This is a genomic window from Anabaenopsis arnoldii, from assembly GCF_028331025.1.
In the GTDB taxonomy this organism is placed as follows: Bacteria; Cyanobacteriota; Cyanobacteriia; order Cyanobacteriales; family Nostocaceae; genus Anabaenopsis; species Anabaenopsis arnoldii.
Genome location: NZ_JAQMUH010000194.1, coordinates 1 through 25,199, shown reverse-complemented (window position 1 = coordinate 25,199; position 25,199 = coordinate 1). Strand labels below are relative to the sequence as shown.

At 42.3% G+C, this 25,199-nt stretch carries 16 protein-coding genes; 5 read left to right on the top strand and 11 right to left on the bottom strand.

The genetic code is table 11. The features are described from left to right. Positions 1-60: 60 nt before the first annotated feature. Positions 61-345: a hypothetical protein gene (locus PN457_RS17335; RefSeq protein WP_271734803.1), complete on the bottom strand. Its 285-nt coding sequence runs from the start codon at positions 343-345 to the stop codon at positions 61-63. 442 nt (positions 346-787) lie between these two features. Then, on the bottom strand, positions 788-1,498 hold the full coding sequence (locus PN457_RS17330) for a LabA-like NYN domain-containing protein (RefSeq protein WP_271734801.1): 711 nt from the start codon (positions 1,496-1,498) through the stop codon (positions 788-790). A 719-nt stretch (positions 1,499-2,217) separates the two neighbouring features. Here PN457_RS17330 and bchH point away from each other — a divergent pair. Continuing rightward, entirely contained in the window at positions 2,218-5,907 is a 3,690-nt protein-coding gene (gene bchH / locus PN457_RS17325) for a magnesium chelatase subunit H (protein ID WP_271734800.1), read from the top strand. On the opposite strand, the gene PN457_RS17320 is transcribed toward bchH, so the two are convergent. The 3 genes from PN457_RS17320 to PN457_RS17310 form a co-directional block, all read right to left on the bottom strand. Then, positions 5,904-7,589, bottom strand: coding sequence for a hybrid sensor histidine kinase/response regulator (locus PN457_RS17320; protein WP_271734799.1), 1,686 nt, complete (start codon positions 7,587-7,589; stop codon positions 5,904-5,906). The genes bchH and PN457_RS17320 overlap by 4 nt on opposite strands. 460 nt (positions 7,590-8,049) lie before the next feature. Then, entirely contained in the window at positions 8,050-10,629 is a 2,580-nt protein-coding gene (locus PN457_RS17315) for a hypothetical protein (protein ID WP_271734798.1), read from the bottom strand. Positions 10,630-10,631: 2 nt separating this feature from the next. Further along, entirely contained in the window at positions 10,632-11,915 is a 1,284-nt protein-coding gene (locus PN457_RS17310) for a CCA tRNA nucleotidyltransferase (protein WP_271734797.1), read from the bottom strand. Between the two features lie 89 nt (positions 11,916-12,004). Here PN457_RS17310 and PN457_RS17305 point away from each other — a divergent pair, with 89 nt between their 5' ends. After that, positions 12,005-12,253 carry a Ycf34 family protein gene (locus PN457_RS17305; RefSeq protein ID WP_271734796.1) on the top strand — a complete coding sequence of 83 codons (249 nt, stop codon included), beginning with the start codon at positions 12,005-12,007 and terminating at the stop codon, positions 12,251-12,253. 185 nt (positions 12,254-12,438) lie between these two features. Continuing rightward, positions 12,439-13,098, top strand: coding sequence for a tRNA (adenosine(37)-N6)-threonylcarbamoyltransferase complex dimerization subunit type 1 TsaB (gene tsaB / locus PN457_RS17300; RefSeq protein ID WP_271734794.1), 660 nt, complete (start codon positions 12,439-12,441; stop codon positions 13,096-13,098). 80 nt (positions 13,099-13,178) lie between these two features. On the opposite strand, the gene PN457_RS17295 is transcribed toward tsaB, so the two are convergent. Then, positions 13,179-14,462, bottom strand: coding sequence for an aspartate aminotransferase family protein (locus PN457_RS17295; RefSeq protein WP_271734962.1), 1,284 nt, complete (start codon positions 14,460-14,462; stop codon positions 13,179-13,181). A 151-nt stretch (positions 14,463-14,613) separates the two neighbouring features. Between PN457_RS17295 and PN457_RS17290 the strand changes: the two genes are divergently transcribed. Continuing rightward, positions 14,614-15,678 carry a potassium channel family protein gene (locus PN457_RS17290; RefSeq protein WP_271734792.1) on the top strand — a complete coding sequence of 355 codons (1,065 nt, stop codon included), beginning with the start codon at positions 14,614-14,616 and terminating at the stop codon, positions 15,676-15,678. Between the two features lie 186 nt (positions 15,679-15,864). Here the strand turns inward: PN457_RS17290 and PN457_RS17285 are convergent, their stop codons facing one another. The 5 genes from PN457_RS17285 to PN457_RS17265 all read right to left on the bottom strand — a co-directional run bounded on the left by PN457_RS17285 (position 15,865) and on the right by PN457_RS17265 (position 21,215). Next, positions 15,865-16,437, bottom strand: coding sequence for a methylmalonic aciduria and homocystinuria type D protein (locus PN457_RS17285; protein WP_271734961.1), 573 nt, complete (start codon positions 16,435-16,437; stop codon positions 15,865-15,867). Between the two features lie 372 nt (positions 16,438-16,809). Next, positions 16,810-17,016, bottom strand: coding sequence for a glycogen debranching protein (locus tag PN457_RS17280; RefSeq protein WP_200986888.1), 207 nt, complete (start codon positions 17,014-17,016; stop codon positions 16,810-16,812). Between the two features lie 87 nt (positions 17,017-17,103). After that, positions 17,104-18,270 (bottom strand): ABC transporter permease DevC, encoded by a 1,167-nt coding sequence (gene devC, locus PN457_RS17275; RefSeq protein ID WP_271734789.1) that lies wholly within the window; start codon positions 18,268-18,270, stop codon positions 17,104-17,106. 364 nt (positions 18,271-18,634) lie between these two features. Beyond that, positions 18,635-19,918, bottom strand: a complete 1,284-nt coding sequence (locus tag PN457_RS17270; RefSeq protein ID WP_271734788.1) for an ABC exporter membrane fusion protein — start codon at positions 19,916-19,918, stop codon at positions 18,635-18,637. 106 nt (positions 19,919-20,024) lie between these two features. Beyond that, complete coding sequence (locus tag PN457_RS17265; RefSeq protein WP_271734787.1) at positions 20,025-21,215, bottom strand: bifunctional sterol desaturase/short chain dehydrogenase; 1,191 nt, start codon at positions 21,213-21,215, stop codon at positions 20,025-20,027. Between the two features lie 397 nt (positions 21,216-21,612). Here PN457_RS17265 and PN457_RS17260 point away from each other — a divergent pair. Further along, the coding region (locus PN457_RS17260) for a S8 family serine peptidase (RefSeq protein WP_271734785.1) at positions 21,613-25,199 on the top strand (3,587 nt) is incomplete at its 3' end.

Here is a 25,199-nt window from a genome sequence, read left to right as displayed (position 1 = left end):
GTTGAACTGCTCAAAATTAGAAGGGAATCAGCGGAATAAATTTTGATAACAGAAACCGCGTTAATACCAATAAGTTAAATAGTATGAAAGACTGAAGGCAAACATCGCGAAAATCACAGGAATGACATTGCTCAGTTCCAGTTTTCGTTTATTGAAAATTTGCCACAGGTTCATGATGATAACTACAGGCCATAAAATCGTTGTGACTAGAAACATCACAAAAGATAAAAATTTCTCTTCGGGGGTAGAAGTTGGATGACGCAGAGAAAATCTTAGCCAATTGGTGAAGAAATAGCAGCTCATCAGGAAATAACTTAATAGTAATGTTACTTGGATCTGATTCATGTTTCACACTCCTTATGATTAGTACCACTCAAGTGAATACAACTATTATATGATTGGATTTCCCAAAATACAGATATATGTAACTTCGATCTTCTTCCTTCTGATACCGCACTAATATTTTTTAGTGAGATAGATAATATTACCCCTGAGAAGCAAACAGTATTTATGGTTAATTTCAGCTAAAAATTAGTGGGTGGCAATTATGACTAATTTTCAGTTAGACCAATTTACATTAATTCATTCTGGAACGAGTTGTCACAGGGGTGTAACCCCCGGTAACCAACTATACAAAAAGAATGTATCAGTCATAGAAATCCTGTGACAAATGTATAAATAATCAAAAAAAATACGCAGAGTAATTCCCGATTTTGCCATTCTACTTTCTGGTATTAGTTAGTAGGTAGGCAGTAATCATTGTCTTAGCTCAATGAGCCATGGAGATTTACAGCTTGGAATTAGAAAGCATGCGATAACTATAGCCGAGATGGGAATCTTTTTGAATGTATTGTTTCATCCTATCGAGGTCAATAAATTCGTCAGCAACATCAATTAAATTATCGCTGGTCATGGTTCGCAAACTAACCAATTCAACGCGAGAACCTGTAGCGGTAACTGCATTGACCGCATAGGCTAAATCTCCGTCTCCACTAACTAAGATAGCTGTATCATAGTAAGGAGCTAAAGTAATCATATCCACAGCAATTTCTACATTCAAGTTGTGTTTTTTTGTATGGTCTGCCAGTTGTACTTCTTTGGTAACCACACGATAACCATTTCGACGCATCCAAAAAAGAAAACCTTGTTGCTTTTCGTTAGGGCGTGAACGTGTAGAACCTAGTCTTGAGGTATCGATAGCAGTGTAAAAGAAAGCTCGCAACAAGCGCGACCCCCCAGTTAAATAACACAGCAATTTGAGATAGTCGATTTCCATACTCAATTGCAAAGCTGTTTGAAATAGACTGACGCCATCAATGAAAATAGCTACTCGACCACGATTTTGAATATTTAATGAGGAACCATCAGGTAATTGCTCTATTTTTGGGGAATGTTCATTTTTGGCACTATTTTTTATTAAGTTTTTTCTGGGTAAATCAGGTTCTTCCTGTGGTCGTTTGTGGGGCTTTTCTGCTTTGGTAAAATTGGTGCTAGTCATTGACTCCTCTAGATTTTAAATTTGGCAACGCTTGGGGGTAATTTGTCAATAGTCTGGTTTCATGGCGTAAATAGAGCTACCATTTGCAACAGTTTAAATCCCGAAATCAAAGTTTTTTGATGTTACCAATGGGGGACTAGTTGCAAATAAACTCAAATTGTCCTAATTGTAGAGATTCCCAAATGTAAAGCCCAGAGCAGTGATTCAATCTGGTTAACGCAGGTTTTACGCAATCTTTCCAGTGCCTACAGGTATGTTTTTCATGACTTACTACTAATGCATATAGGTTGACTACAGGAGACAATAACTTGGGTGAAACCCGCTTCCTGTAATGGTAGAAGTAAGCTTGAACCTTTGGCAGTTATTCTTATTGTACATCTCTATGAAAAAATTCCACATTAAGGCAATCTTTGTATATTCCTCTAGTGATATTTACTCTTAATGTTTGATCTGCTGTATGACATCGGGGGGAGTTAAAATAAAAAAATACCCCCAGTAGTTAACTGAGGGATTCTGCAAGTCGGTATTGTCACACAACGATATTCGAGAATTTAATCATATTAAATCTTAAGTAAGAAAATATGCCAAATTGCCGAATTATTTTCGATCGCCATAACCCTATGTCTACTGGTAGATGACCAAATTCATTTTGGGGAATGGGTCATGAAACCGAAACTACGTTTAAGATCATCAGTAAAGGTATCTTTACTAGCTTTGGCATGAAACGTATTGTTTTGATTGCTGGATTTGAATCGTTTAATGCTGACTTGTACAAGAAGGCGGCTGAGTTGGCTAAATCACGGTGTGCTCTGGATATTCGGGTGTTTAGCGATCGCAATATTACCACTGACCCTGGGGAAGTAGAAGCAGCACTGGATGGGGCGGATGTGTTTTTCGGCAGCTTACTATTTGATTATGATCAGGTTTTGTGGCTGCGATCGCGCATTAACCAAATTCCCATCCGTCTGGTATTCGAGTCAGCCTTAGAGCTAATGAGTTTAACCCAGTTGGGTAACTTTACCATTGGCGGCGAACCCAAAGGAATGCCAAAACCAGTTAAATTCATCCTGGACAAATTCAGCAACGGAAGGGAAGAAGACAAACTTGCTGGGTATATTAGCTTCTTAAAAATCGGTCCTAAACTGCTGAAATTCATTCCAGTAAAGAAAGTTCAAGACTTACGCAACTGGTTAATTATCTATGGATATTGGAACGCTGGCGGTTCTGAAAACGTTGCTGCCCTATTCTGGATACTAGCAGAAAAATATTTAAATTTAAAGGTTGGCGACATTCCCCCACCGCAGGAAACCCCGAATATGGGGTTACTGCATCCTGAATATGAGGGATTTTTCACATCTCCCCGGGAATATTTAAAGTGGTATCTTCAGAGACAGACATCATCAAAAAGCGGGGAACATAGCCACACAACCACACCTATAGTAGGTATTCTGCTTTACCGTAAACACGTAATTACGCAACAACCATACATTCCCCAACTCATTCACCGTTTTGAGCAAGGGGGTTTAATTCCCTTACCCATTTTTATCAACGGTGTAGAAGGACACGTAGCGGTAAGGGATTGGATGACCACCGACCATGAAGCCCAGCAACGAAAACAAGGAAATATAGAAACTTACTCCCTGTCAGATCAAGCAGTCCAGGTAGATGCAATTGTCTCTACCATTGGCTTTCCCTTAGTAGGCGGTCCGGCCGGTTCAATGGAAGCAGGCCGCCAGGTGGAAGTAGCTAAACGCATCCTGACAGCGAAAAATGTACCTTATATAGTAGCAGCACCCCTGCTGATTCAAGATATTCACTCCTGGACACGTCAGGGAATCGGCGGACTGCAAAGTGTAGTGTTATATGCTTTACCTGAACTAGATGGGGCAATAGATACTATTCCCCTGGGGGGGTTAGTGGGTGAACAAATTTATCTGGTGCCAGAACGAGTACAACGGTTAATTGGTAGAGTTAAAAATTGGGTTTCCTTGCGGCAGAAATTGCCATCTCAACGTAAAATAGCGATTATTTTATATGGATTTCCCCCTGGTTATGGGGCTGTGGGGACTGCGGCTTTATTGAATGTTCCCCGCAGTCTAGTTAAGTTTCTCCACGCCCTCAAAGACCAAGGTTATGATGTTGGGGATATCCCCGAGGATGGGGAAGAATTAATTCGTCAGGTGAAAGCAGCAGATGAAGAAATGGAAACCTGGCAAAAAAATCAGCCTTTTCCCTCCTCTGCTAATACTGTTCATGTCCGTAAACTAGAAAGATGGTTGGGGTATCTGCTGACTTCCCGCATTGAAAAACAATGGAAGTCTCTACGGGGAACTGGAATTAAAACCTATGGGGAAGAATTACATATTGGCGGTATACAGTTAGGTAATATTTGGATTGGTGTACAGCCGCCTTTGGGTATACAAGGCGACCCGATGCGGTTAATGTTTGAACGGGATTTAACTCCCCATCCCCAATATGCGGCTTTCTATAAATGGCTACAAAATGATTTTGCGGCTGATGCTGTGGTTCACTTTGGGATGCATGGGACAGTAGAATGGTTGCCTGGATCCCCCCTGGGTAATACTGGTTATTCTTGGCCGGATATTTTATTGGGAGATTTACCTAATTTATATATATATGCCGCCAATAATCCTTCTGAGTCGATTTTGGCCAAGCGTCGGGGTTATGGGGTGTTAATTTCTCACAATGTCCCTCCCTACGGTCGCGCTGGTTTGTATAAAGAGTTGTTATCTTTGCGAGATTTAATTGCGGAGTATCGAGAAGACCCCCAGAAAAATTATGCTTTGAAGCAGGTGATTTGTAAGCAGATTGTTGATACTGGTTTGGATGCTGATTGTCCGTTTACTGATGCTCAACGTTTGGGAATTGCTTTTAGTCCTGAGAATGTGAGGATGTTTAGCGCTCACGCCTTTGATGATTATTTGCTGAAGTTGTATGAATATCTCCAGGTGTTAGAGAATCGTCTGTTTTCTTCTGGGCTGCATATTTTGGGGGAACCGCCGAATCAGGAGGAGTTGGCGGGATATTTAGAGGCTTATTTTGGCAAGGAACCCCAGGGAAGCACAGAACACCCACAGGAGGAGGAGTTAGTTACTGACTTGTTGATGCAGTCTACTGATGAGTTGAGGAGTTTGTTAAGGGGGTTGAATGGAGAGTACATTTTACCCGCGCCCGGGGGTGATTTACTGCGGGATGGTGCGGGGGTGTTACCTACGGGCAGAAATATTCATGCTTTAGACCCTTATAGAATGCCTTCTCCTGCTGCTTATGCTCGGGGGCGGGAAATTGGGGGGAAAATTATTGCCCAGCATTTGGCGGAACATAAAACTTATCCGGAAACGGTGGCGGTGATGTTATGGGGTTTGGATGCGATTAAAACTAAGGGCGAGTCCCTGGGTATTCTTTTGGAGTTGGTGGGGGCGGAACCTGTGAAGGAGGGGACTGGGCGTATTGTCCGTTATCAGTTAAAGCCTTTAGCTGAGGTGGGACATCCGCGCATTGATATTTTGGGGAATTTATCGGGGATTTTTCGGGATAGTTTTGTCAATATTATTGAATTATTAGATGATTTGTTTCAACGGGCGGCTGATGCTGATGAACCCGAAGAGCAGAATTTTATTAGAAAGCACGCTTTGGCTTTGCAGGCCCAAGGGGTAGAGAATAGTTCTGCAAGATTGTTTTCTAATCCCGCTGGTGATTTTGGTTCTTTAGTCAATGATCAGGTGGTTGATGGTAATTGGGAATCTGGGGAGGAGTTGGGTAAGACTTGGGAAGGTCGCAATGTGTTTAGTTATGGTAGACAAGATAAGGGTCAGGCTAGACCAGAGGTTTTAAATACTTTATTGAAAACTAGCGATCGCATTGTTCAAGAAATTGATTCTGTGGAATATGGTTTAACCGATATTCAAGAATATTACGCTAATACTGGCGGTTTAAAAAAGGCAGCAGAAAAGCAACGGGGTAAAAAGGTGACTACCAGCTTTGTGGAAAGTTTTTCTAAGGACAGTACCCCCCGGAATTTAGATGATTTACTCCGTATGGAGTACCGCAGCAAGTTAGTCAATCCCAAATGGGCGCAAGCCATGGCTAATCAAGGTTCTGGGGGTGCATTTGAAATTTCCCAACGGATGACGGCGTTAATTGGCTGGGGTGGTACTGCTGATTTCCAGGATGACTGGGTATATGACCAAGCGGCAGATACTTATGCTTTAGATGCTGAAATGGCGGAGAAGTTACGCCGGGCTAATCCTGAAGCTTTTCGGAATATTTTAAGCAGAATGATTGAGGCACATGGGCGGGGTTTATGGCAAGCGGATGCAGATAAAATCGGTAAGTTGCGTCAGTTATATGAGTTAACAGAGGAACAATTGGAAGGTGTGACGGTTTAACTGTGTTCATCTGTGGTCGAATGCTGCTTAACTAATTGAACAACTGCGGCTGCTAAAGTTTCTGGTTGTACTGGTTTAGGTATGTGGATTTGAAAACCTGCGGAAATAGCCTGTTGTTGGTCAAACTCAGCGGCAAAAGCCGTTAAGGCGATCGCGGGAATTCTCCCTCCCATTTGTGAGGGTAATCCTCGAACTTTTCGTAATAATTCATACCCATCCATATAAGGCATACCAATATCGCTGACTAAAATATCTGGCTGGGACTTGAGGAGCATTTGCAATGCTTCCCAGGCTGATGCTACTTTGGTCACTTTCCCGCCATACATTTTCAGCACAAAAGTGATAAAATCAAGGGAATCAGGATTATCATCCACAACTAAGATTTTAATGCCATTTAAATCCAAAGTTCCTGTTTGCAGTATATTCTCTGTTGATATCTCTGGCCGGGATGATTTATCTTCAGTCACTACACATCTACACAAAGGTAGTTTCACACTAAAAGCGGCTCCGTGCCCTTCACCTAAACTATTAGCCTCAACAGTACCGCCATGTAACTCTACTAACTGCCGCACAATTGCCAGTCCTAAGCCTAGTCCCCCAAATTTTCTGGTAATTGAACTATCCTCTTGACGAAAGTAATCAAATATGTATGGTAAAAAATCAGGGCTAATACCTTTGCCTGTATCACTGACTTGGATTTGAGCCATACAATGAGATTCTTCCAGGCGTACTTCCACTTTCCCCCCCGGAGAAGTGAACTTGACAGCATTAGACAAAAGATTCCAGACAATTTGTTGTAAGCGAGCCGAGTCACCGGTAACTTCCCCTACATTTTCGTCTAACATAGTATTAATGCTAATTTCTTTCGCAGAAGCTGCCAAATTAATACTGTCTAAAGCGGCGGAAATAGTCTTGGCTAGATTGATTTTAGAAACATTTAAAGTTAGTTTTCCCTGAAGAATGCGAGATACATCCAGTAAATCTTCAATCAATTCCACCTGTAATTTAGCATTGCGTTCAATAATTTCTATAGCTTGAGCAGTCTTAGCCTGATCTAGTTTGTTAGTTTTCAATAGCTGTACCCAACCGAGAATGGGATTAAGTGGGGTGCGCAATTCATGAGAAAGGACTGCAAGAAACTCATCTTTAATGCGGTTCGCCTTTTCAGCTGCTGCGCGGGCTGCTTGTTGCTGTTCCAAGGCTTTCCACAGTTCTGCTTCGGCGCGTTTGTGGTCATCAATATCAGTAGAAGAACCAAACCACTTGATAATTTCTCCTTTGTGATTACGTAAAGGAAAAGCTCGCCCTAAGTGCCAGCGATATTCCCTATCACTAGCACGAAGCAAACGGTATTCTACCTGATATTTTTGACCTGTACGAAGACATTCACGCCAAGTATCTAGGCACATTTGCACATCTTCGGGATGCAGTACAGATTGCCAGCCCCAACCTTGACTTTCCTCCCAATTCATACCTGTATACTCAACCCAGCGTTGGTTATAATAGTCTAACCAGCCATCTGGACGGGAAGTCCAAACAATTTGTGGGACAGCGTCTGCCAAGGTCTCGAAACTTAAATTGGAGGAATTATTCACTTTATTGTGGCGGTCATTTATGCATAAATTTTTATTGATGGCGATCGCAGCATCACTGCTCAACTCATAACTTTCTTGGTTGTGCATTATGTTAAATTCCCTGAATTTAACGGGACTTATAAACTTTCCCTTCCCACAAGTACTCCGACATCTGTGTTAATTAACTCATGAGGACACCGCAGCCAGGGCATAACAGCTATAATATTGCCTCGATTTCGTAAGGATAGATTTACGTGAGGTTGTATACAAGCCACAGACATCAGAACCACCCATTTAATAGTTAATATGCACTTGACATATAATAGCCCCCATAAACACAGTTTAACCTATAGTTAACCCGGATTTGATAGCAACTGACTTAATTTATTTAAAGTCGATAAAATAGGATAATTGTGATATTTCAGAGGTAATTCATAGGATTTATTGCTAACATCTTGACCTAATGCCATTTACCAGGGAGACTGAGGCAAACTTGTCTGTTTTCAGCCCATGTTATGCCAATTAAAAGTGAACCGGATGACTGTTCTATATATGATCGAGTAATGGGCTAGTTTTGTATGTAATTTACTATACTCTCAACGGGATGAGTTAGACTAAATGGAATAGGAAGAGTGGTAAAACTACCGGGAGCAATTTCGATCGCATAGGAAGGAACTAATGTTTGCGCCTGTGGGGGAAAACCGGTAGTATTTAAATCGAGGCGATAATTACCGGGTGGTAAGGATATACGAATACCATCATGTTCCCACTCCGATTGATATTGACTAATGCTTTGATGATTAATCAATAAGAGTTCTTCTAAGTCCTCAGTAATTATCTCATCTCCTTGGTCTAGTTTGTGATTACTGTTTTTATCAAGGAAGGGTTGAATAAATAACCCTTGTGTAGCCAATTTCTGGTTAATAGTTCTGAAACCTTGTTGGAGGTTAAAGCTACTATTAATTTGAATTTGAAAGGAAGACCCATGGGAAAATTGAGATATTGATTGGTATCGTGCAGACAGGTTTAATCCTGAAAGCATCGGTATAGACAATGTAGCATTTATCCCTGAGCCATCGTTACTCAGACCGGATCCTATTCGCCACTGTAATCCATTTTTCTGAGCATATTGCCAAGATAATTCTAAGAAATTTCTTGGAAATTGGGGAATGGGATTTGTCAAAATATCATAGTTTTTTTGATAACCTTGATATCTCAATGCGATTTGATTAGTCGCCACCCCAGTATTAGCTTTTGGTAAATTGTATTTAATTTCAGCATCTATTCCCGATAAATTAGTACGGAAGGTAAAAATAAAGTTTTTATATGCTTTGGCTAAATTCAAGGTATTATTAAAATTTAAGTTCTGATTTTTGTCTAATGATATCTGTGTATTGAAATTATCATCATTTTGGCGCAAACTAATTTGTAAACTACCAGTTCCTGTATTTTGAATGTTGCTAAACAACTGCATAGTTGTACTTTGATTCAAATTTAATTGATGGTTAAAATTTAATGTCTGTGAGTATAAATCTCCATTTAAGTTGATTTGTGTGTTGTTAGAAATGCGATATTTAATGCGGGTATAAATATTGCTGCCACGATTTGAGGGATATTTGATTCTGTCTTGGGTATTCGCACTCAAATAAACACTTAAAGGGACATTTTGAGGATGAAAAAATAGCTCACCAATAGCATTAATATTGCCATGATAAAATGCACCTATTCCTAATGTGAGACTTTCGGAAACTCCCCACTTTTTTTTTATTCCAGCTTGAAAATTAGAAAAATTGCCGATAATTTCGGAAGTTTGGGGGAATGGGGGTTGATATAACCAACCAGCAGAAAATACAGAGGAACTTGTCCCAGAAGATAATTGTCCTGGTGTAAAAGCTAAATTAATTACTTTAACTTGGGGTTGTGCTGTTAATCTTCCACGGGGATATTTTTCAATCACAAACACCCCACTACTGACATCAGGAAAGCGATAAATACCAGTTTCATCTACTAATATTTCACCTAAGATATTTTTAGTGTCACTCTGGGGACGGAGGACGACAAAAGTTCCGGGTTCGGCTTTTCCCTGAATGGTACGTTTAACGTCAGCAGCTTGGTTGCGTTGCTCTATATTAGTGCTTTGGGTAGGTGACAAGGTGTAACCATGGCGCTGGACTAATGACACTCCCCAGTATTGCTGAAAGAATGTCCTGGGCCACAATGTTTGTTGCTGTCCTACAATGTAGTCTTGGTGTGCATCTGAATTAACCCATTGAAAGGAATTAATTTGGAATTTTGGGTTTTCTAGTATATTTCCTTGTTGAACTCCTAAGCTCCATCCTCCCTGAAAAGCTGTACCAATGGCTTGAAAACTAGCTGAACTTTGAATGGTATGGTTATGAGAACTATTGAACTGTATATCGTGTAAAAGATGACTAAAGCTAAATAGTGGACTTTTGACTTTTGGTAATCCATCTAATGTGATTATTTCGGGTTTTTTCCTGGTTATTTGAGAAGGTGTTTGATCTAACCAGGGAGCTTGAATGAGCAATGTATAACTGTTAATCTCAAATTTGACTACGACATCAAATAATTCTTGTATATCTTTAATTTTGATCACTCGTCCCAATTCTGGGTCTAGAGTAAGTTCTTTGGGATTGATTCCCAGGATAAAATGAGCTGATCGCAGTTCTAATTGACCATCTGGTAGTTGAGAGGTTTGAATGTCTAGAGCTTGTAAAACTACTTCATAGGGTATTTGCCAATTCTCTAAGTCTACTGGATTAAGACCATCTTCATAACCCCGGACTAAGGTACTTTGTACTACTAGACGATTATTTACAGATATAGCAAGAGGTAAAATTTCTAACTGGTATTTGCTATGTGATTGTTGATGTAAATTAGTCAGGAAAGTTCGGATGATATCAGCTGGTAAGTTATTTATTACTAAAGTTGATTGAGAATTATGACGTGATTTCGCCTGGTGATATGAGGATGAAAAGATAATCGGACTAAATTCCTGATGGGTGATTAATGTTGGTGTATGGTTTTCTAAATCAGCTAGATTCTGGTTGTTAGGGTCTAGTTTTCCTTCTGGTGTCGAGAAGGAATTGATATTTTGACCATGATAATCTTGAGGATGAAAAATCACCTTCAGTCTATATTTAATAATAACTGCTGCCCGAAGGCGATCGCATCTTCTGGGGTAGAAACTTTTCCCTCAGCTTGTGCAATGGCAATTTCTGTTAATAATTCGCCTAATTTTGGGGAAGGGGGAATATTTAGTGCTATGATTAACTCATCGCCACTCACTAATTTAGTGGGATGGGCAACCAGGTCATCAGGGTTCAGGTACCGGCTGATTAATGGTGCATAGGCGCGTAGCGACTTGTGGACTGAGGTCGCCGATACCAAATTATTATTTATTAAGGCTAAGATTATTGTAGCCGCAAATACATTTCCCGCCTCTTGGAAGAAAAAATATTGTTCTCTCACAGACATATGAGGGGATTTGAGTAGGGGAAACAGCTTTAGGGCGGTGGTCACAGCCTGAATTTCAGCACGGCTGTAAGTGAGTGCTTGGAGTTGGATTTTAGCAACTTCTGGGTCAGGGTGAACTAGACAAGCGAGTTTAGCAATGCCTAACCAAGTAGTTTTGACTGTATCCCGGATATGCTGCTGTAATTTTACATCTAATTGTGGCCAATGTTGAGCAATCAAATCAGCTACTGTGTCTATTGTTGCCAATTTTTGCCAACTTTCGGGGGTAGCATGGGGAAAGAAAGGCGCAAGTAAATGATGTGACGCGGCTTTAACTAGCCAAAATGTCCCTTGAGGATTTGCTAATAAATAAGCAATTTCTCCCCGTACTCGTTCCGGGGCGACTTGTGTGATCTGTGGTGCTAGGGTGGTAATAGTTGCCTGAGTAGTCGGTTCAATGGTAAAACCAAGTTGGGCAGCTTGACGATATGCCCGCATTAATCGCAGGGGGTCATCTTTGAGGTTAGCTGGTGATACCATGCGTAATATACCCCGTTGTAAATCATCATAACCGTGTAAGGGGTCGAAGATGGTTTGGGTATGGGGATGATAGGCGATCGCATTAATGGTAAAATCTCTTCTTGATAAATCTGCCTCTAAACTATCTCCTTCCTGTTGGGCAAAATCGGCTGTAGCGTTGGGAAATACCACCCGAGCGATTTGCCTTTCGGGGTCGAGTAGCACAAAACCAGCATGATAATGGCGGGCGATGGTGTGAGCTAACAGCACCGCCTGAGAGGGAATAATAAAATCGAGATCCAAATATTCACGAGTCTTACTCAACAGGGCATCACGCACTGCACCACCTACCATATAAGCAGATGGAGGGAGAAGTTGCCAGTTAAAAGGGCAATTTTCGGTAACTAGAGTGAGATTTCTCAAACTGTGGATTGTCATAAAAATCAACCCAACAACTAGTGAATACAACTTGGGCTTAAGTTACATTAACATTAACAGTAAAATAGGTTTTTGGAGTCAGTTCGATTATGTGTATTTGTGTGAACTGCCACTACGTAGACCGCTGTCAAACCTACCACGCGGTAGAAACACAGCACCAACAGCCGCACCTAACTGAAAATCCCACCTTTGCTCCGAGTGAACCTTCCATCAACGTCAACATTCGTACCAGCCAAGATATCATTGAAATGGAGTGGGACGTGGTGGGTTGTTTGAGCTTTAAGCAGGAAGTGGGTAAGTGGTCAAAATTGCGTCCTGGAGAACTAGTACCAACCTGAGCCAATACAATTATCATTGAAAGCGGCTACTACTGAGTGACGCAGGTAGCCGTTTGGGCAAAAATCAGGGCGATGTTTCCTCCTGTATGGATTCTTATCGTTTAATGTACTCAGTTGCTTTGTAAGTGTGATGTGCATCTAACATAGAGGTTAAATGACTGTGGAATATACCATTGTAATTAGCCGTGATTGAACAACTAGAAGACCTTGGAGCCAAACCATACGCATTATCCCTACACACAACCACTCCCTCACTGGGTTTGGCTATCAGTGATTTTAATAGTGAAAGTCGTGCTCATACTTGGGATTTGGGGCGTGATTTATCTAGTTACGTCCATCAATACTTAGTAGAATTTATTAAGCCCCACACTTGGGAAGAGTTAGGATTTATTGCTGTAGCTAAAGGTCCTGGTGGTTTTACCGGAACCAGGATAGGCCTTGTCATTGCTCGCACCTTAGGACAACAATTAAATATCCCTGTATTTACGATTTCTACCTTAGCGGCATTGGCTTGGGCTAAAAAACCTCAAAACCGGGAAAAATCGGGGGTAATAGCCGTAGAAATGCCAGCACAAAGGGGAAAAGTGTTTGGTGGGATATATGAACCATCCCCTGATAAGTCGAGCATCAGAGCCTTATTACCGGATACTGTATTCACACCGGAAGCATGGCAAGAAACCTTAGCTAACTGGCAAAGTGAATATAAACTAATTAAAGCTACATCTAACTTGGCTATAACTGTAGGCAGTATTTTGGAATTGGCTTATTTAGATTGGCAAGAAGGTAAACATCCCCATTGGTTCGATGCTCAACCATATTATGGGCAGCACCCCGTAGAAAATTAACATATTTTTACATCTTCTGCCTCTTTCCTGGGTGGAACAGCGAGAGACAGGTACAACCCATCCTCGCTGAGGATATACAACTAAGCTGTCAAAGAAGCGATCGCTTCTTTGACAGCTTGTAAAGCCAAATTGATTTCCGCCTCAGTGACAATCAACGGGGGTACAAACCGGACAACCTTGGGACCTGCGGGTACTAACAACAGACCCTGATCTATAGCCACCTGCACAATATCAGCGGCGGTGAGCGCAATATCTGCTTGTAACTCCATACCATTGATTAAACCCCAACCGCGGACTTCAGAAATCACATGGGGATATTTAGCGGCGATCGCGTTTAATCCATCACGTAACTGAGTACCCCTGGCTTCCACATTCTGCAAAATATTTTCTTTTTCCAAAGTCTGACAGACAGCCAAGGCCACGCCACAAACAAAGGGGTTACCGCCAAAAGTACTGGCGTGTTCTCCTGGTTGAAAAACATCGCAGAACTTCTTACTCATCATCGCCCCAATGGGGATACCGCCACCCAAACCTTTCGCACTGGTAAAGATATCTGGTTCTACGCCCAGATATTCATAACCCCATAACTTACCGGTGCGTCCCATACCAACTTGCACTTCGTCGAAGATCAACAAAATACCAGTTTCATCACAAAGTCGCCGTAGCTTTTGGAAATAAGCCAGATCCCCTGGGCGGACACCACCCTCTCCTTGCAAGGGTTCAATTAGAATTGCGGCGACACGATAATCACCTTCATCTAACTCACTAATTGCTGCCTCAAAGGCACTAACATCGTTATAGGGAACATATTCAAAGCCGGGGACTAAAGGATCAAAGTATTTTTGATACTTCGGTTGTCCGGTGGCGGTGATTGTGGCCAAAGTGCGACCGTGGAAACTAGCATTGGCTGTGAGGATAATCGGTTTGTCAATTTCTAGAACCGTGTGAGCATATTTGCGGGCTAGTTTAATGGCTGCTTCGTTAGCTTCAGCACCGGAATTACAGAAAAATACCCGGTCTGCACAGGAGTGTTCAACTATCCATTGGGCTAATTGACCTTGTTCGGGAATATAGTACAAATTAGAAACATGGTGCAGCTTTTGGATTTGGCGCGTTACCGCCTCTACCATAGCCGGGTGGGCGTGTCCCAGGGTGCAAGTGGCTATTCCGGCCACAAAGTCCAGATATTCACGTCCCTGGGTATCCCAAACCCGACAACCTGCACCCCGATCTAAAGCTAGGGGGAACCGAGCATAGGTTGACATAACAGCTTCATTGAAGCTATCAGGGTCAAAAGGGCTGGATGACATAGAATTTGATGTTGGGGGGATGGTAGCTTGCTCAATGAGAGTTTCGATACTCACGGCCGCGCCTCCTGATATCTCTTTAATTTTAATAGTCACTTACTAGTTTGCTAGAAATTATTAAAAATAACATTTTATTTATTAAATCTGATACTTTTTTCTAGGTTAACGGTTAAATATTCTGCCAAATAATGGTAACGGTAAAATAACTTTGTATTCCACACTTGAGAAAAAATACCGAAGACTCCAACAAGAACTTACCCTGGGGACTATTTCCCTGGGGGGCGTTTTTCTCACCGGTACTTTATGGTACAAGTTCATGGAGGGGTGGTCATGGGAAGAAGCGGCTTATATGACAGTGATTACCTTAACTACTGTGGGGTTTGGGGAGACTAATCCCTTGAGTAGACAAGGACGATTATTTACAATTGCCTTGATTTTGTTGGGTGTAGTCACTATTGGTTACATGATCAATAGATTTACAGAAGCCGTGATTCAAGGCTACTTTCAAGAAGGAATGAGATTACGGCAGCAGAGAAGGTTAATGGAAACCCTGACACAACATTATATCATCTGTGGATTTAGTCGCACTGGCCGTCAAATTGCTAAGGAATTTCAGGCCGAAGGCGCACCTTTTGTGGTGGTTGATTCGGATTTAGAATCTGTAGAACAGGCACAAGCACAAAATTACATAGCATACCAGGGCGATGTCACTTTGGATGATACCCTCTTGAGGGTGGGGGTAGACCGAGCGGTTTGTATTGTGGCGGCTTTACCTTCTGATGCTGAAAATTTATATACTGTATTGACTGCAAAAACACTGAATCCGAAAATTAGAGCGATCGCCCGGGCTAGTACGGAGGAATCGGCAAAAAAAATACAACGCGGCGGGGCAGATATCGTGGTTTCACCTTATATTACTGGTGGTAAGCGGATGGCGGCGGCGGCCTTAAGACCGCAGGTGTTGGATTTTGTGGATGGTTTTATCTCTAGTGCAGACCGCCAGTTTTATATGGAACAGTTTCTAGTAGACCCCCTGGTATGTCCTCTGGTGGGTCAGAGTTTAAAAGAAACAAGGTTGCGATCACAATCTGGGGCTTTAGTGATTGCCATTCGCCGCACTGATGGTAGTCTGATTGGCGGTCCGACTGGGGATACTATTTTATTACCTGGAGATACACTAATTTGCCTGGGAACATCAGAGCAATTACGTAGGCTTAACCAAATTCTCATCCCTATTAATGCTCAACCACGACACCGAGGGAGAAATATTTAATTAATCCCAACATTCAGGTAAAGCCTTTGGTTTGTGTCTAATAAATAAAGTTGCACACCAAGCTCCCCATTCCCTGTTCCGGTGTTCCCTATTCCCCATTCCCTGTTCCGGTGTTCCCTATTTCCCATTCCCCATTCCCTGTTCCGGTGTTCCCTGTTCCCTGTTCCCTTGATATTTGATTTAAATTCAATTCCAACCGTGTAAGGGTGCAATCTCTTTAGTAAAAGTGGCGATAATTCTTGGGGGTGCAGCTGATATTAAAATACTCGGATAAACTGCTGCACCCCATAGGGGATGAATCAGTACACGACATTTGTTTTTCATGACTGGATAGTTGAGCAAAGCTTGCACTACTGCTGTGTCATTGTGGGGAATTTTTCCCGGACGTGACAGTAAAGGATAGCCAGTGCGAGGATCAATCAGGTCTGTTAAATAGCCGCAATCTCTGAGTTTAAATGCTAAATCGCAACCAAACCGCATAAACTTTTCTCGTAAGCGTTCTTTCTCTAATTCTATTGCGGTGGTTCTTTTTACTAGTTGATAACGTGATTGCTGTAAAACAATTACGACCCATATACAAGCTTGATTTTTCCAGTCTGGTAATATCTGTTCGCAGTTGGCACAGATATAATGGCTGGGGGGATGAATAGAAATCTGCACTGCTTGTCCTGTTTCGCCAACTAAATTAATAGGACAGGTTTGCTCCGATAGCGATCGCGTGGCGTTAGCCATAGTGTAAACTGGGGAATAGTTCACTATATTAATTCGGGTTTCGCAAGTTTTACATTAAACTATTGCTATGATGATAACTCTTAAAAGTTCATAAAACTCATGAAATTTGCATAATTATTGATGTTTCTTAAAATTTGTTGTGTATGAGTGCTGATTTTGTGAGTCTAATGTTTATGGTTTATTAGGTGATACGTATAAATTATCATACATTTAATACTTACAGCACTTCTCAAGTAAATAAAGTACACACTTTAAGATCATAAATCTTGTGGGGTGCGCATCCTGCCCGCCCTTGTACCTACTCAGATAAAATGCGCTGTATATAAGGGAAAATTCCCCCCCTGGTAGAAAAATAAAGGTCAAAACCTCAAAGGTATGACCTTTATAGAAGACTGGTGTCTAATTAAGTTTGAGCGCATTAACTGGGACTTCATCCCAAGAGTTAACTATTCGCAATTGTGCTACCCAACCGGCTAATTTTTGGCTATCAGTCAAATTTTCTTCAAAGGATTGATGACAGTGTTTGGCTTGGGATTCATCACAACAAGCAATACAAGCGTGAATCATACCGGAAGGATCAATTTGCTCGTTTACCCAAATTGTCATAGGATACATCCCCCTAAGGTAATTTAATTTATGTTTTTAGAATACTACTCAAGGGTGGGACTTTCATAAACTCACAACTGCTGGGAATTAGAAAACATCAGCTGGGTCAGCTTTACGTAGTTTACCTATGGCGATCGCACCGGAAATACTACACATGATGACTGTGAGAATAAATACAGTTATGGCTCGTTCTACCTTCATAGTTATGGGTAGCATGGTGGCGGCGTAGGTTAACTGATATAATCCAAATGACAGGAACAAAGCGGGTATATAACCCAAAACAGCTAAAAATAACGCTTCTTGTAGCAAAACCCCCAACAGATAGCCATCAGTATATCCAATGGCTTTGAGGGTGGCGTATTCTGGTAGGTGTTCGGAGACATCAGAGTAAAGAATCTGGTAGACAATGACTATACCGACAATAAACCCCACGACCACACCTAAACCAAAAATGAAACCAATCCCAGTACTCTCGGCCCAGTAAGTCTGTTCTATTTGGGCGAAATCTGCTATGGTTAATACGCTAATATCATTGGGTAAGCCGGCGGCTAGTTGCGATCGCATTTTCTCAATATTTACACTGGGCTTAAGTGTAATTAATCCTACCTCTATCTTATCTCTTTGGCGTTCGGGGAAGAGTTGTAAAAAGGTAGAGTCACTGGTAATGACATTCCCATCCGCAGCAAAGGAAGCACCATTATTAAATAACCCCCGAACACTGATGGCTTGATTATTGAGTTCTGTGTTAAACTTACCTGTGGTTGCAAAAATATCACCCACTGCGCCATATTCTGGACGACCATCTTGATCAAACAGAACTTGATACAATGCCTTGAGATGATGCTGATTTTGTTGTACTGCGGGAAATTTAAACGCCGGTGCTACAGGGTCAATACCCCAAACTAAAATAGCACGATCCAGACGTGTTTGGGGATTGCGCCATTGTCCGGTGCCAATATAAACAGAATTTACTGATTGTACACCCTCATAACCCAATGTTTGATAAAGTCTTTCTCTAGAAAAGCTTTTGACTGAAAATAAAGTTTGAAATTGGGGATTAATTAAAACTAAATCTGCTTGTAGGTTCCGATGCGGTTTGGTAGCTGCGTCAAATAGCGCACTTTCAAACCCTAGCTGAATAAACATCAGCATATCAGCAAATGTAATACCTGCGACGGCGACTAGTAAACGAGTTTTTTCTTTCATTAACTGTCGCCATGCAAGGGGGGTTTTATGTAAGAATTTGAAAAACATATAGAAATCCGGTTTGGTTTCTGAATTGATTTGTCTAGGTAGGGAACAGGGAACAGGGAACAGGGAACAGGTAAGAAGAATTGCCATTTGTACTGAGTCTTGTTCAAAAATCAAATAGAAGTCAAATGAGTGTTAGAGGATGTTTTAAAAGGTATGATTAGTGTATCAAATATTGTTTTACCCCCACCCTCCCCATTCCCTTCACAAGGGAATGGGACTTGATTTTGTTTCTTCCGGTGTGTTCCCTGTTCCCTGTTCCCTAATCCCTGTTCCCTGTTCTCTAATCCCTGTTCCCTGTTCCCTAATCCCTGTTCCCTGTTCCCTAAGATAAAAATTACCTGTTGAAAACTTATAAAACATCCTCTTATAATTCAATGGCTGTTTGCACTTGTAAGTTAGTTAATCCCGCTACTTTTTTACTGTCTGTGGGATCTAGGCGAATTCTTACCTCAATGACTCGACTATCTAGGTTTTCCCCTGGTTGGTTGCTAAATACATTTTGTCTATTTACCTGTAAACCAATTTGAGAAACTGTTCCTTGCAATTCACCATTAAATGCTTGACTGGTAACTACTGCTGATTGTCCTAGTTGAATTTTACTAATATCGGTTTGATACACTTCTGCTATAGCAATCATTTGCTGGGTTTGTGCTAGTTGCGCGATTCCATCATCCCCAATTTTTTCGCCCTTGCGAGCGTGAATTTTGAGGATTTTTCCCTCTATTGGTGCTTTAATATAGGCAGATTCTAAGTCGGTTTTTATTTGTTTGAGTACGGCGGTTGCATTCTCAATTTCACTTTTGGCTAGTTCTATATCTACGGGGCGAATTTCAGCAATACTGTTGAGTCTGGCTTTTGCTTGTGTGATTTGTTTATTCCCGGTGGAGTTGATGCGCTTGAGCGCGACTTGCGCTTGGTTTAATTCTCTGCTCGCTGTGGAGTTAATGCGATTGAGAACTGCTTGCGCTTGTTTTAGTTGCTGTTGTGCGATGTCTAAACTTAAGCGTTTATTGTCAAATAAAGAATGAGAAATTACTCCCTGAGCAGATAGTTGCTGATAACGTTGATATTCCCCTTGGGCGTTATTCAGTTCTGCTTGCAGTTTGTTAATTGTCGCCTCTTGTGCTATCCTTTCCCCTAGCCATTGTGCTTCTATGCGGGCGATCGCTTCTTGCTGGGCGATGATGTCTGTTTCTAACTCAGCTTGTAAACGTTCAATTGTTGCTTGTTGCGCCTGAATTTCTCCAGTTTTAGCCCCAGCTTGAATTTGAGCTAGTTTAGCAACAGCAACTCTGAGCTGTTTTTCTGCTTGGACTACAGCAGTTTGCAGACGGGTTCTTGAGTCGAGAATTGCTACTACTTGCCCAGATTTGACTGGCTCCCCTTCCTGTACTAAAATCTCAGCTATGCGATCGCCATCTAATTGTAGTGGTGCTGATAGGCTAATTACTTCTGTTTCTGGTTCTAGTCTTCCTAATGCGGTAACTCTGGTTGCAGTTGGCTGATTTTCTACTGCTACGGTATTTTCACTACTTAAATTAAACTGGGATAGTCCATAAATAGCAATTCCCGATGTGATTACCGTGGCACCTACCACTAATATGATTAACTTTTGATGGGGAATTTTAAATCGCACATTTGGGGACATTTTTACCTCTTTAATTACTGTTTTTGCGATCGCTGGGGTTTAGGAGTTACAGCGCGCTTCATCGGGGTCAATGCAGAGTCAGTGACCCACTATGATTTGTATGTGCCTAATTCTGAGTCATCTTACTAAAAACCCGGTAGTAAAACCATGTAGTTGCTTCCTTGAGAGGAAACAGCAAATAGGTCAGAGGATTGATAGTGACAATAATGTTGCGGTAGTCTCGCCGTGCTAAAAACAATATACCACGAGCCACCTGCTGGGCTGACATGACTCCATAGGGATTTAGTGAACTTTTGAACGGACCCAATATTAACTTACGAATTACACAACTTCCATCTAAACGCTTGAGGGTAACAATATTCCCTAATGTGCGTTTACTCAGTTCATACAGGGGACTGAAAGCGGGGGAAACTTCAGCTTCGGAAGTATTAACCCAAATTTCCTTGGTGGCTTTGTCTTGGGGTCCGGTGACTGTAGTTAGAAATATATCTATCAGTCGCACTGCGGAAAAAGTGTTCACCTCATAGGAGGTGGCGATCGCATCAGGTGTGCGATTGTTGTAGACATTCACACCGTGATTAATAATCAAAATATCAATTTTCTGGAGACTCTCCCGCAGTTGCTCTTCATTCCCCAATTCCCAGGAAAGCACCTTTAAATTACTCTGGGGTGCTAATTTTTCCGGGTTGGTGGTTAAGGCGACTACTTTAGCATTATGCTTGAGTAGTTCTGCTGCTAATGCTTGACCCAGAGCGCCGGATGCTCCTGTTAAAGCGACGGTTTTACCTTTCAGGGATAGTCCTGTACCCAGTATTTTATCCACTAGAGGAAATACACCACTGTAGTAAGCATTGACATCATCAAAATGATGTCGCCAATGGTAAGAACGATTGACCCACCACACAGAAGGGATGATTTGTAAAGGTCCAGGTAAGTGGTTGTAGTCTGTATCGATTTTACCAGAAAAATATCGCACAGAAGCGCCATACAAGAAAGTACAGCCATAGACTACTCCCAGCCATAACCCCATGTGGTTAACCAGTAAGGCAATGATTGTTAAAACCACCACTAGTAAACCGGACTCAACTACATCATGATACAGTTGGGAATCCTGGTAAGCTTGTAGGGAGACTATAGACAAATCCCGCCGATATACTTGATGATGCTTATTGTGCCATTTAGCTAACCATTTCACCTGGTGACACAAAACATGATAACTATCTCTGAATACTTCGGCCAGGAGCAGTGAAAACACTCCCCACCCAGCAAACTGCACACAAGCAAGTAAGTTAAACATAATTAACATAAGATATTATCATGTAGTTTTTTGTATACTATTTGCCATTGTATCCTTACATAGTCAACTTAAATCACTATTGTATTAACGTTATTAAACATAAAAAATTTAAATGTGTAAATACATATTTTTAGGTTAAGATGATTATTTAGTTACCTAAATATGTTTGGTAACCCATACCGTTAATATCAGGAAATAGTCCTTAATCTATTGTTTGGGGTGGATATAAATGTACACTGCCAAACATCTTTTTACCGGCGCGGGTGGATACAAAAATTAATTATTTTTTTTGCTCCGAAATAGCCGCAAGCAGCATTCAAGGTCTAAATGTGCGCGACAAGGATTAAAGTAATTTAATTTTTGTCGTCCGAGTTAAATAATTTAATGATCAAGTAAAATGACTCAAACTGACAAACTCTTTGTACAAATCAACGGTGATAGCGTACTGTACCCTCTTTCCTCCTACGCTACGGAAGATAGAAACGGTCAGTTCAATATTACAAACAATCAAACCCAATTAGAACTCAAAGGTAACACTTGGAAAAAACTCGACTTTGGCGTTAACTACACTATTACCACAGATACGATCCTAGAATTTGACTTCCAAAGCACCATCGAGGGAGAAATTCACGGACTTGGGTTTGATAATGATAATGTACTGAGCACGAGTTGGCTATTCAAACTCAGTGGAACCCAGAATGTGGGATTGAGAGACTTTGATAACTACGTCACGGGTTCCGGTTGGCAGACTTACCAGATTCCAGTGGGAAATTTCTTTACAGGTGACTTTCAGTACTTCGTCCTTAGCAACGACCATGATGTAACATCACCTACTGGTAATGGTCAATTCCGTAATTTGAGAATTTATGAAAATGTAGCAGTACTAGACATTGCCCCTCTTGACGCAGTGCAAGCAGAAGGTAACACAGGCACAACCCCCTTCACCTTCACCGTCACCCGTAGCGGCGACACCACAGTTACAAGTACCGTCAACTGGGCGGTGACAGGTACGGGTGACAACCCTGCTACTGCTGATGACTTTGATTTGGGAGTATTCCCACGGGGTACTCTCACCTTTGAACCATGGGATACCACTAACTACCGAGAAATTACAGTCTACGTCAATGGTGACATTAGTTATGAAGCTGATGAAGGATTCAGCGTGACCTTATCTGATGCTGTGGATGCCATCATCAACACAGACACCGCAGAGGGAATTATTCTCAATGATGATGTGCCACCTACCCTAGACATTGCCCCTCTTGACGCAGTGCAAGCAGAAGGCAATGAAGGACTCACCCCCTTTACCTTCACCGTCACCCGTAGCGGCGACACCACAGCTACAAGTACCGTCAACTGGGCGGTGACCCTTTCCGGTACGGCTGATGCTGCTGACTTTAGCCTCACTCCGTCCATTAACAACAGCCAAAGGGAGACAACCACACCATCAAGGCCTTATGCACCAAACAGCCAAAGCGACACAACCACGCCATCATCGCCTTATGCACCCAATCGACTGATAGTTAAATTCAACCCAGAAGTTACCAGCACCCAAGCCAATGAAATTAAAAATAGCTTGGGAGTACTCAAGACACAAAACATCAGACTCACCGGGGCAGAAATTTGGCAACTATCAGGGACAACCTCCGTAGAAACAGCCCTATCCACCTACGGTAGGAGTCAAGTATTTAAATACATTGAGCCTGATTATATTGTCACCACCGCCGCCACCATTCCCAACGACCCCAGCTTTAACCTCCTGTGGGGACTACATAACACAGGACAAACAGGGGGCACCCCAGATGTAGACATCGACGCCCCAGAAGCCTGGGACATTCAAACTGGTAACCCCGACTTAGTAATTGGTGTAATTGACACCGGAGTAGATTATACCCACCCGGACTTAGTGGGGAACATTTGGACAAACACCGGAGAAATTGCTGGCAATGGTATAGATGATGACGGGAACGGCTACATAGACGACATCAGGGGTTGGGACTTTGCCTATAACGACAACAACCCCATGGATGTACAAGGACATGGAACTCATGTATCTGGAACCATTGCGGGTAAAGGTAATAACGCGGTGGGAGTCACAGGAGTTGCTTGGAACGCCAAGATTATGCCCTTAAAGTTCCTAGACGACACGGGTTCTGGTTGGACTTCTGATGCAATTTTGGCAGTGGACTATGCCACAGCCCAGGGGGTAAAACTGACAAACAACTCCTGGGGAGGTGGCGGTTACAGCCAAGCACTATACGATGCCATTGCAGCCGCTGGGGACGCAGGGTCATTATTCATTGCAGCGGCGGGAAATGAGTCTAATAATAACGACAGTAGCCCCAGCTATCCGGCAAGCTACAATTTAGACAATATCATCTCCGTTGCTTCCACCACACACACAGATGGTCTATCATGGTTCTCCAACTATGGGCTGACCACAGTAGATTTAGGTGCGCCGGGTTCAGATATTTACAGCACAGTTCCCGGAAATGGTTACGCTAGCTATTCTGGAACTTCCATGGCATCTCCCCACGTTGCGGGAGCCGCAGCACTACTATGGTCAGAAAATCCCACCTGGACAGCCGAGCAGGTGAAAGACGTGTTACTGCAGACAGTAGACCCCACTGAGACTCTAAATGGGATTACGGTATCTGGGGGGCGACTGAATGTTTATAATGCCTTGCTGGCAACCACCACAACACTACCATCAGGTACAGTTGAGTTTGCGCCAGGGGAAACCACTAAGGAAATTACAGTCTATGTGAGTGGTGACACTGATTTTGAAGGTGATGAAGGATTCAGCGTGACCTTATCTGATGCTACGGACGCCATCATCAACACGGACACTGCAGAGGGAACCATTCTTAATGATGATGCACCACCTCCTACCTTAGACATTGCCCCTCTTGACGCAGTGCAAGGAGAAGGCGACACAGGCACAACCCCCTTTACCTTCACCGTCACCCGTAGCGGCGACACCACAGGTACAAGTAGCGTCAACTGGGCGGTGACCCTTTCCGGTGCGGCTGATGCTGCTGACTTTAGCCTTATTCCGGCATTTATCAATACTGCTGATCGACTGATAGTCAAGTTAAACCCACAATCCACCACCACCCAAATCGATGAAATTAAAAATAGCCTGGGAGTAGTCAAGACACAAATCATTAATCTCCCAGAGGTAGAAATATGGCAACTACCAGAAACAACCCCCATAGAAACAGCCCTAGCTACCTACGGAAATAGCCGGGTATTTGAGTACATCGAGTCTGTGAGTGAGGTCAACTGGGAAATTATCGGCTCAGGTATCAATCCTGCTGGTGTTGATTTCAGCCCCACATCCAGTCCAACAATCACTCCTACCACCAATGCCAGCATCATCAATGCCATAGATACAGGATGGTATGATAGCACGGGATGGCACGATGAGGGTAATACAAACTATATTGTAGGTGAAACTTATGATGCGGACGGATACTTCCGTAACTGGATAGCCTTTGACCTACCCACCTTTACAACTCCAGTGACGGCTGCCCAATTACAAATCCAAACCTACGTCTACAGTTCAAATGATTCAAGTGAGACCTATGAGTTAAGAGATGTTACCACCCCGGTAAGTACCCTCAGAGCAGGTGGTTACGGCTTAACTAGTATCTACAACGACCTAGGTGATGGCACAGTTTATGGTTCCAGGGATTTCTCCGCAGGAGATAGTTATACAACAGTCACAATCGACTTGAATTCAAGTTTAGTCAATGCCCTCAATGCCAAGAGTGGTCAACAATTTGCCCTGGGAGGACAAATAACAACCTTGGATGGTATTGATAACACTGAGTTCATTTTTGGCTTTAGCTTTGGAAATCCCGGTGGTGATGTACAACTGCTTTTGACTTATGGAAATCCATTACCATCAGGTACAGTTGAGTTTGCCCCAGGGGAAACCACTAAGGAAATTACAGTCTATGTGAGTGGTGACACTGATTT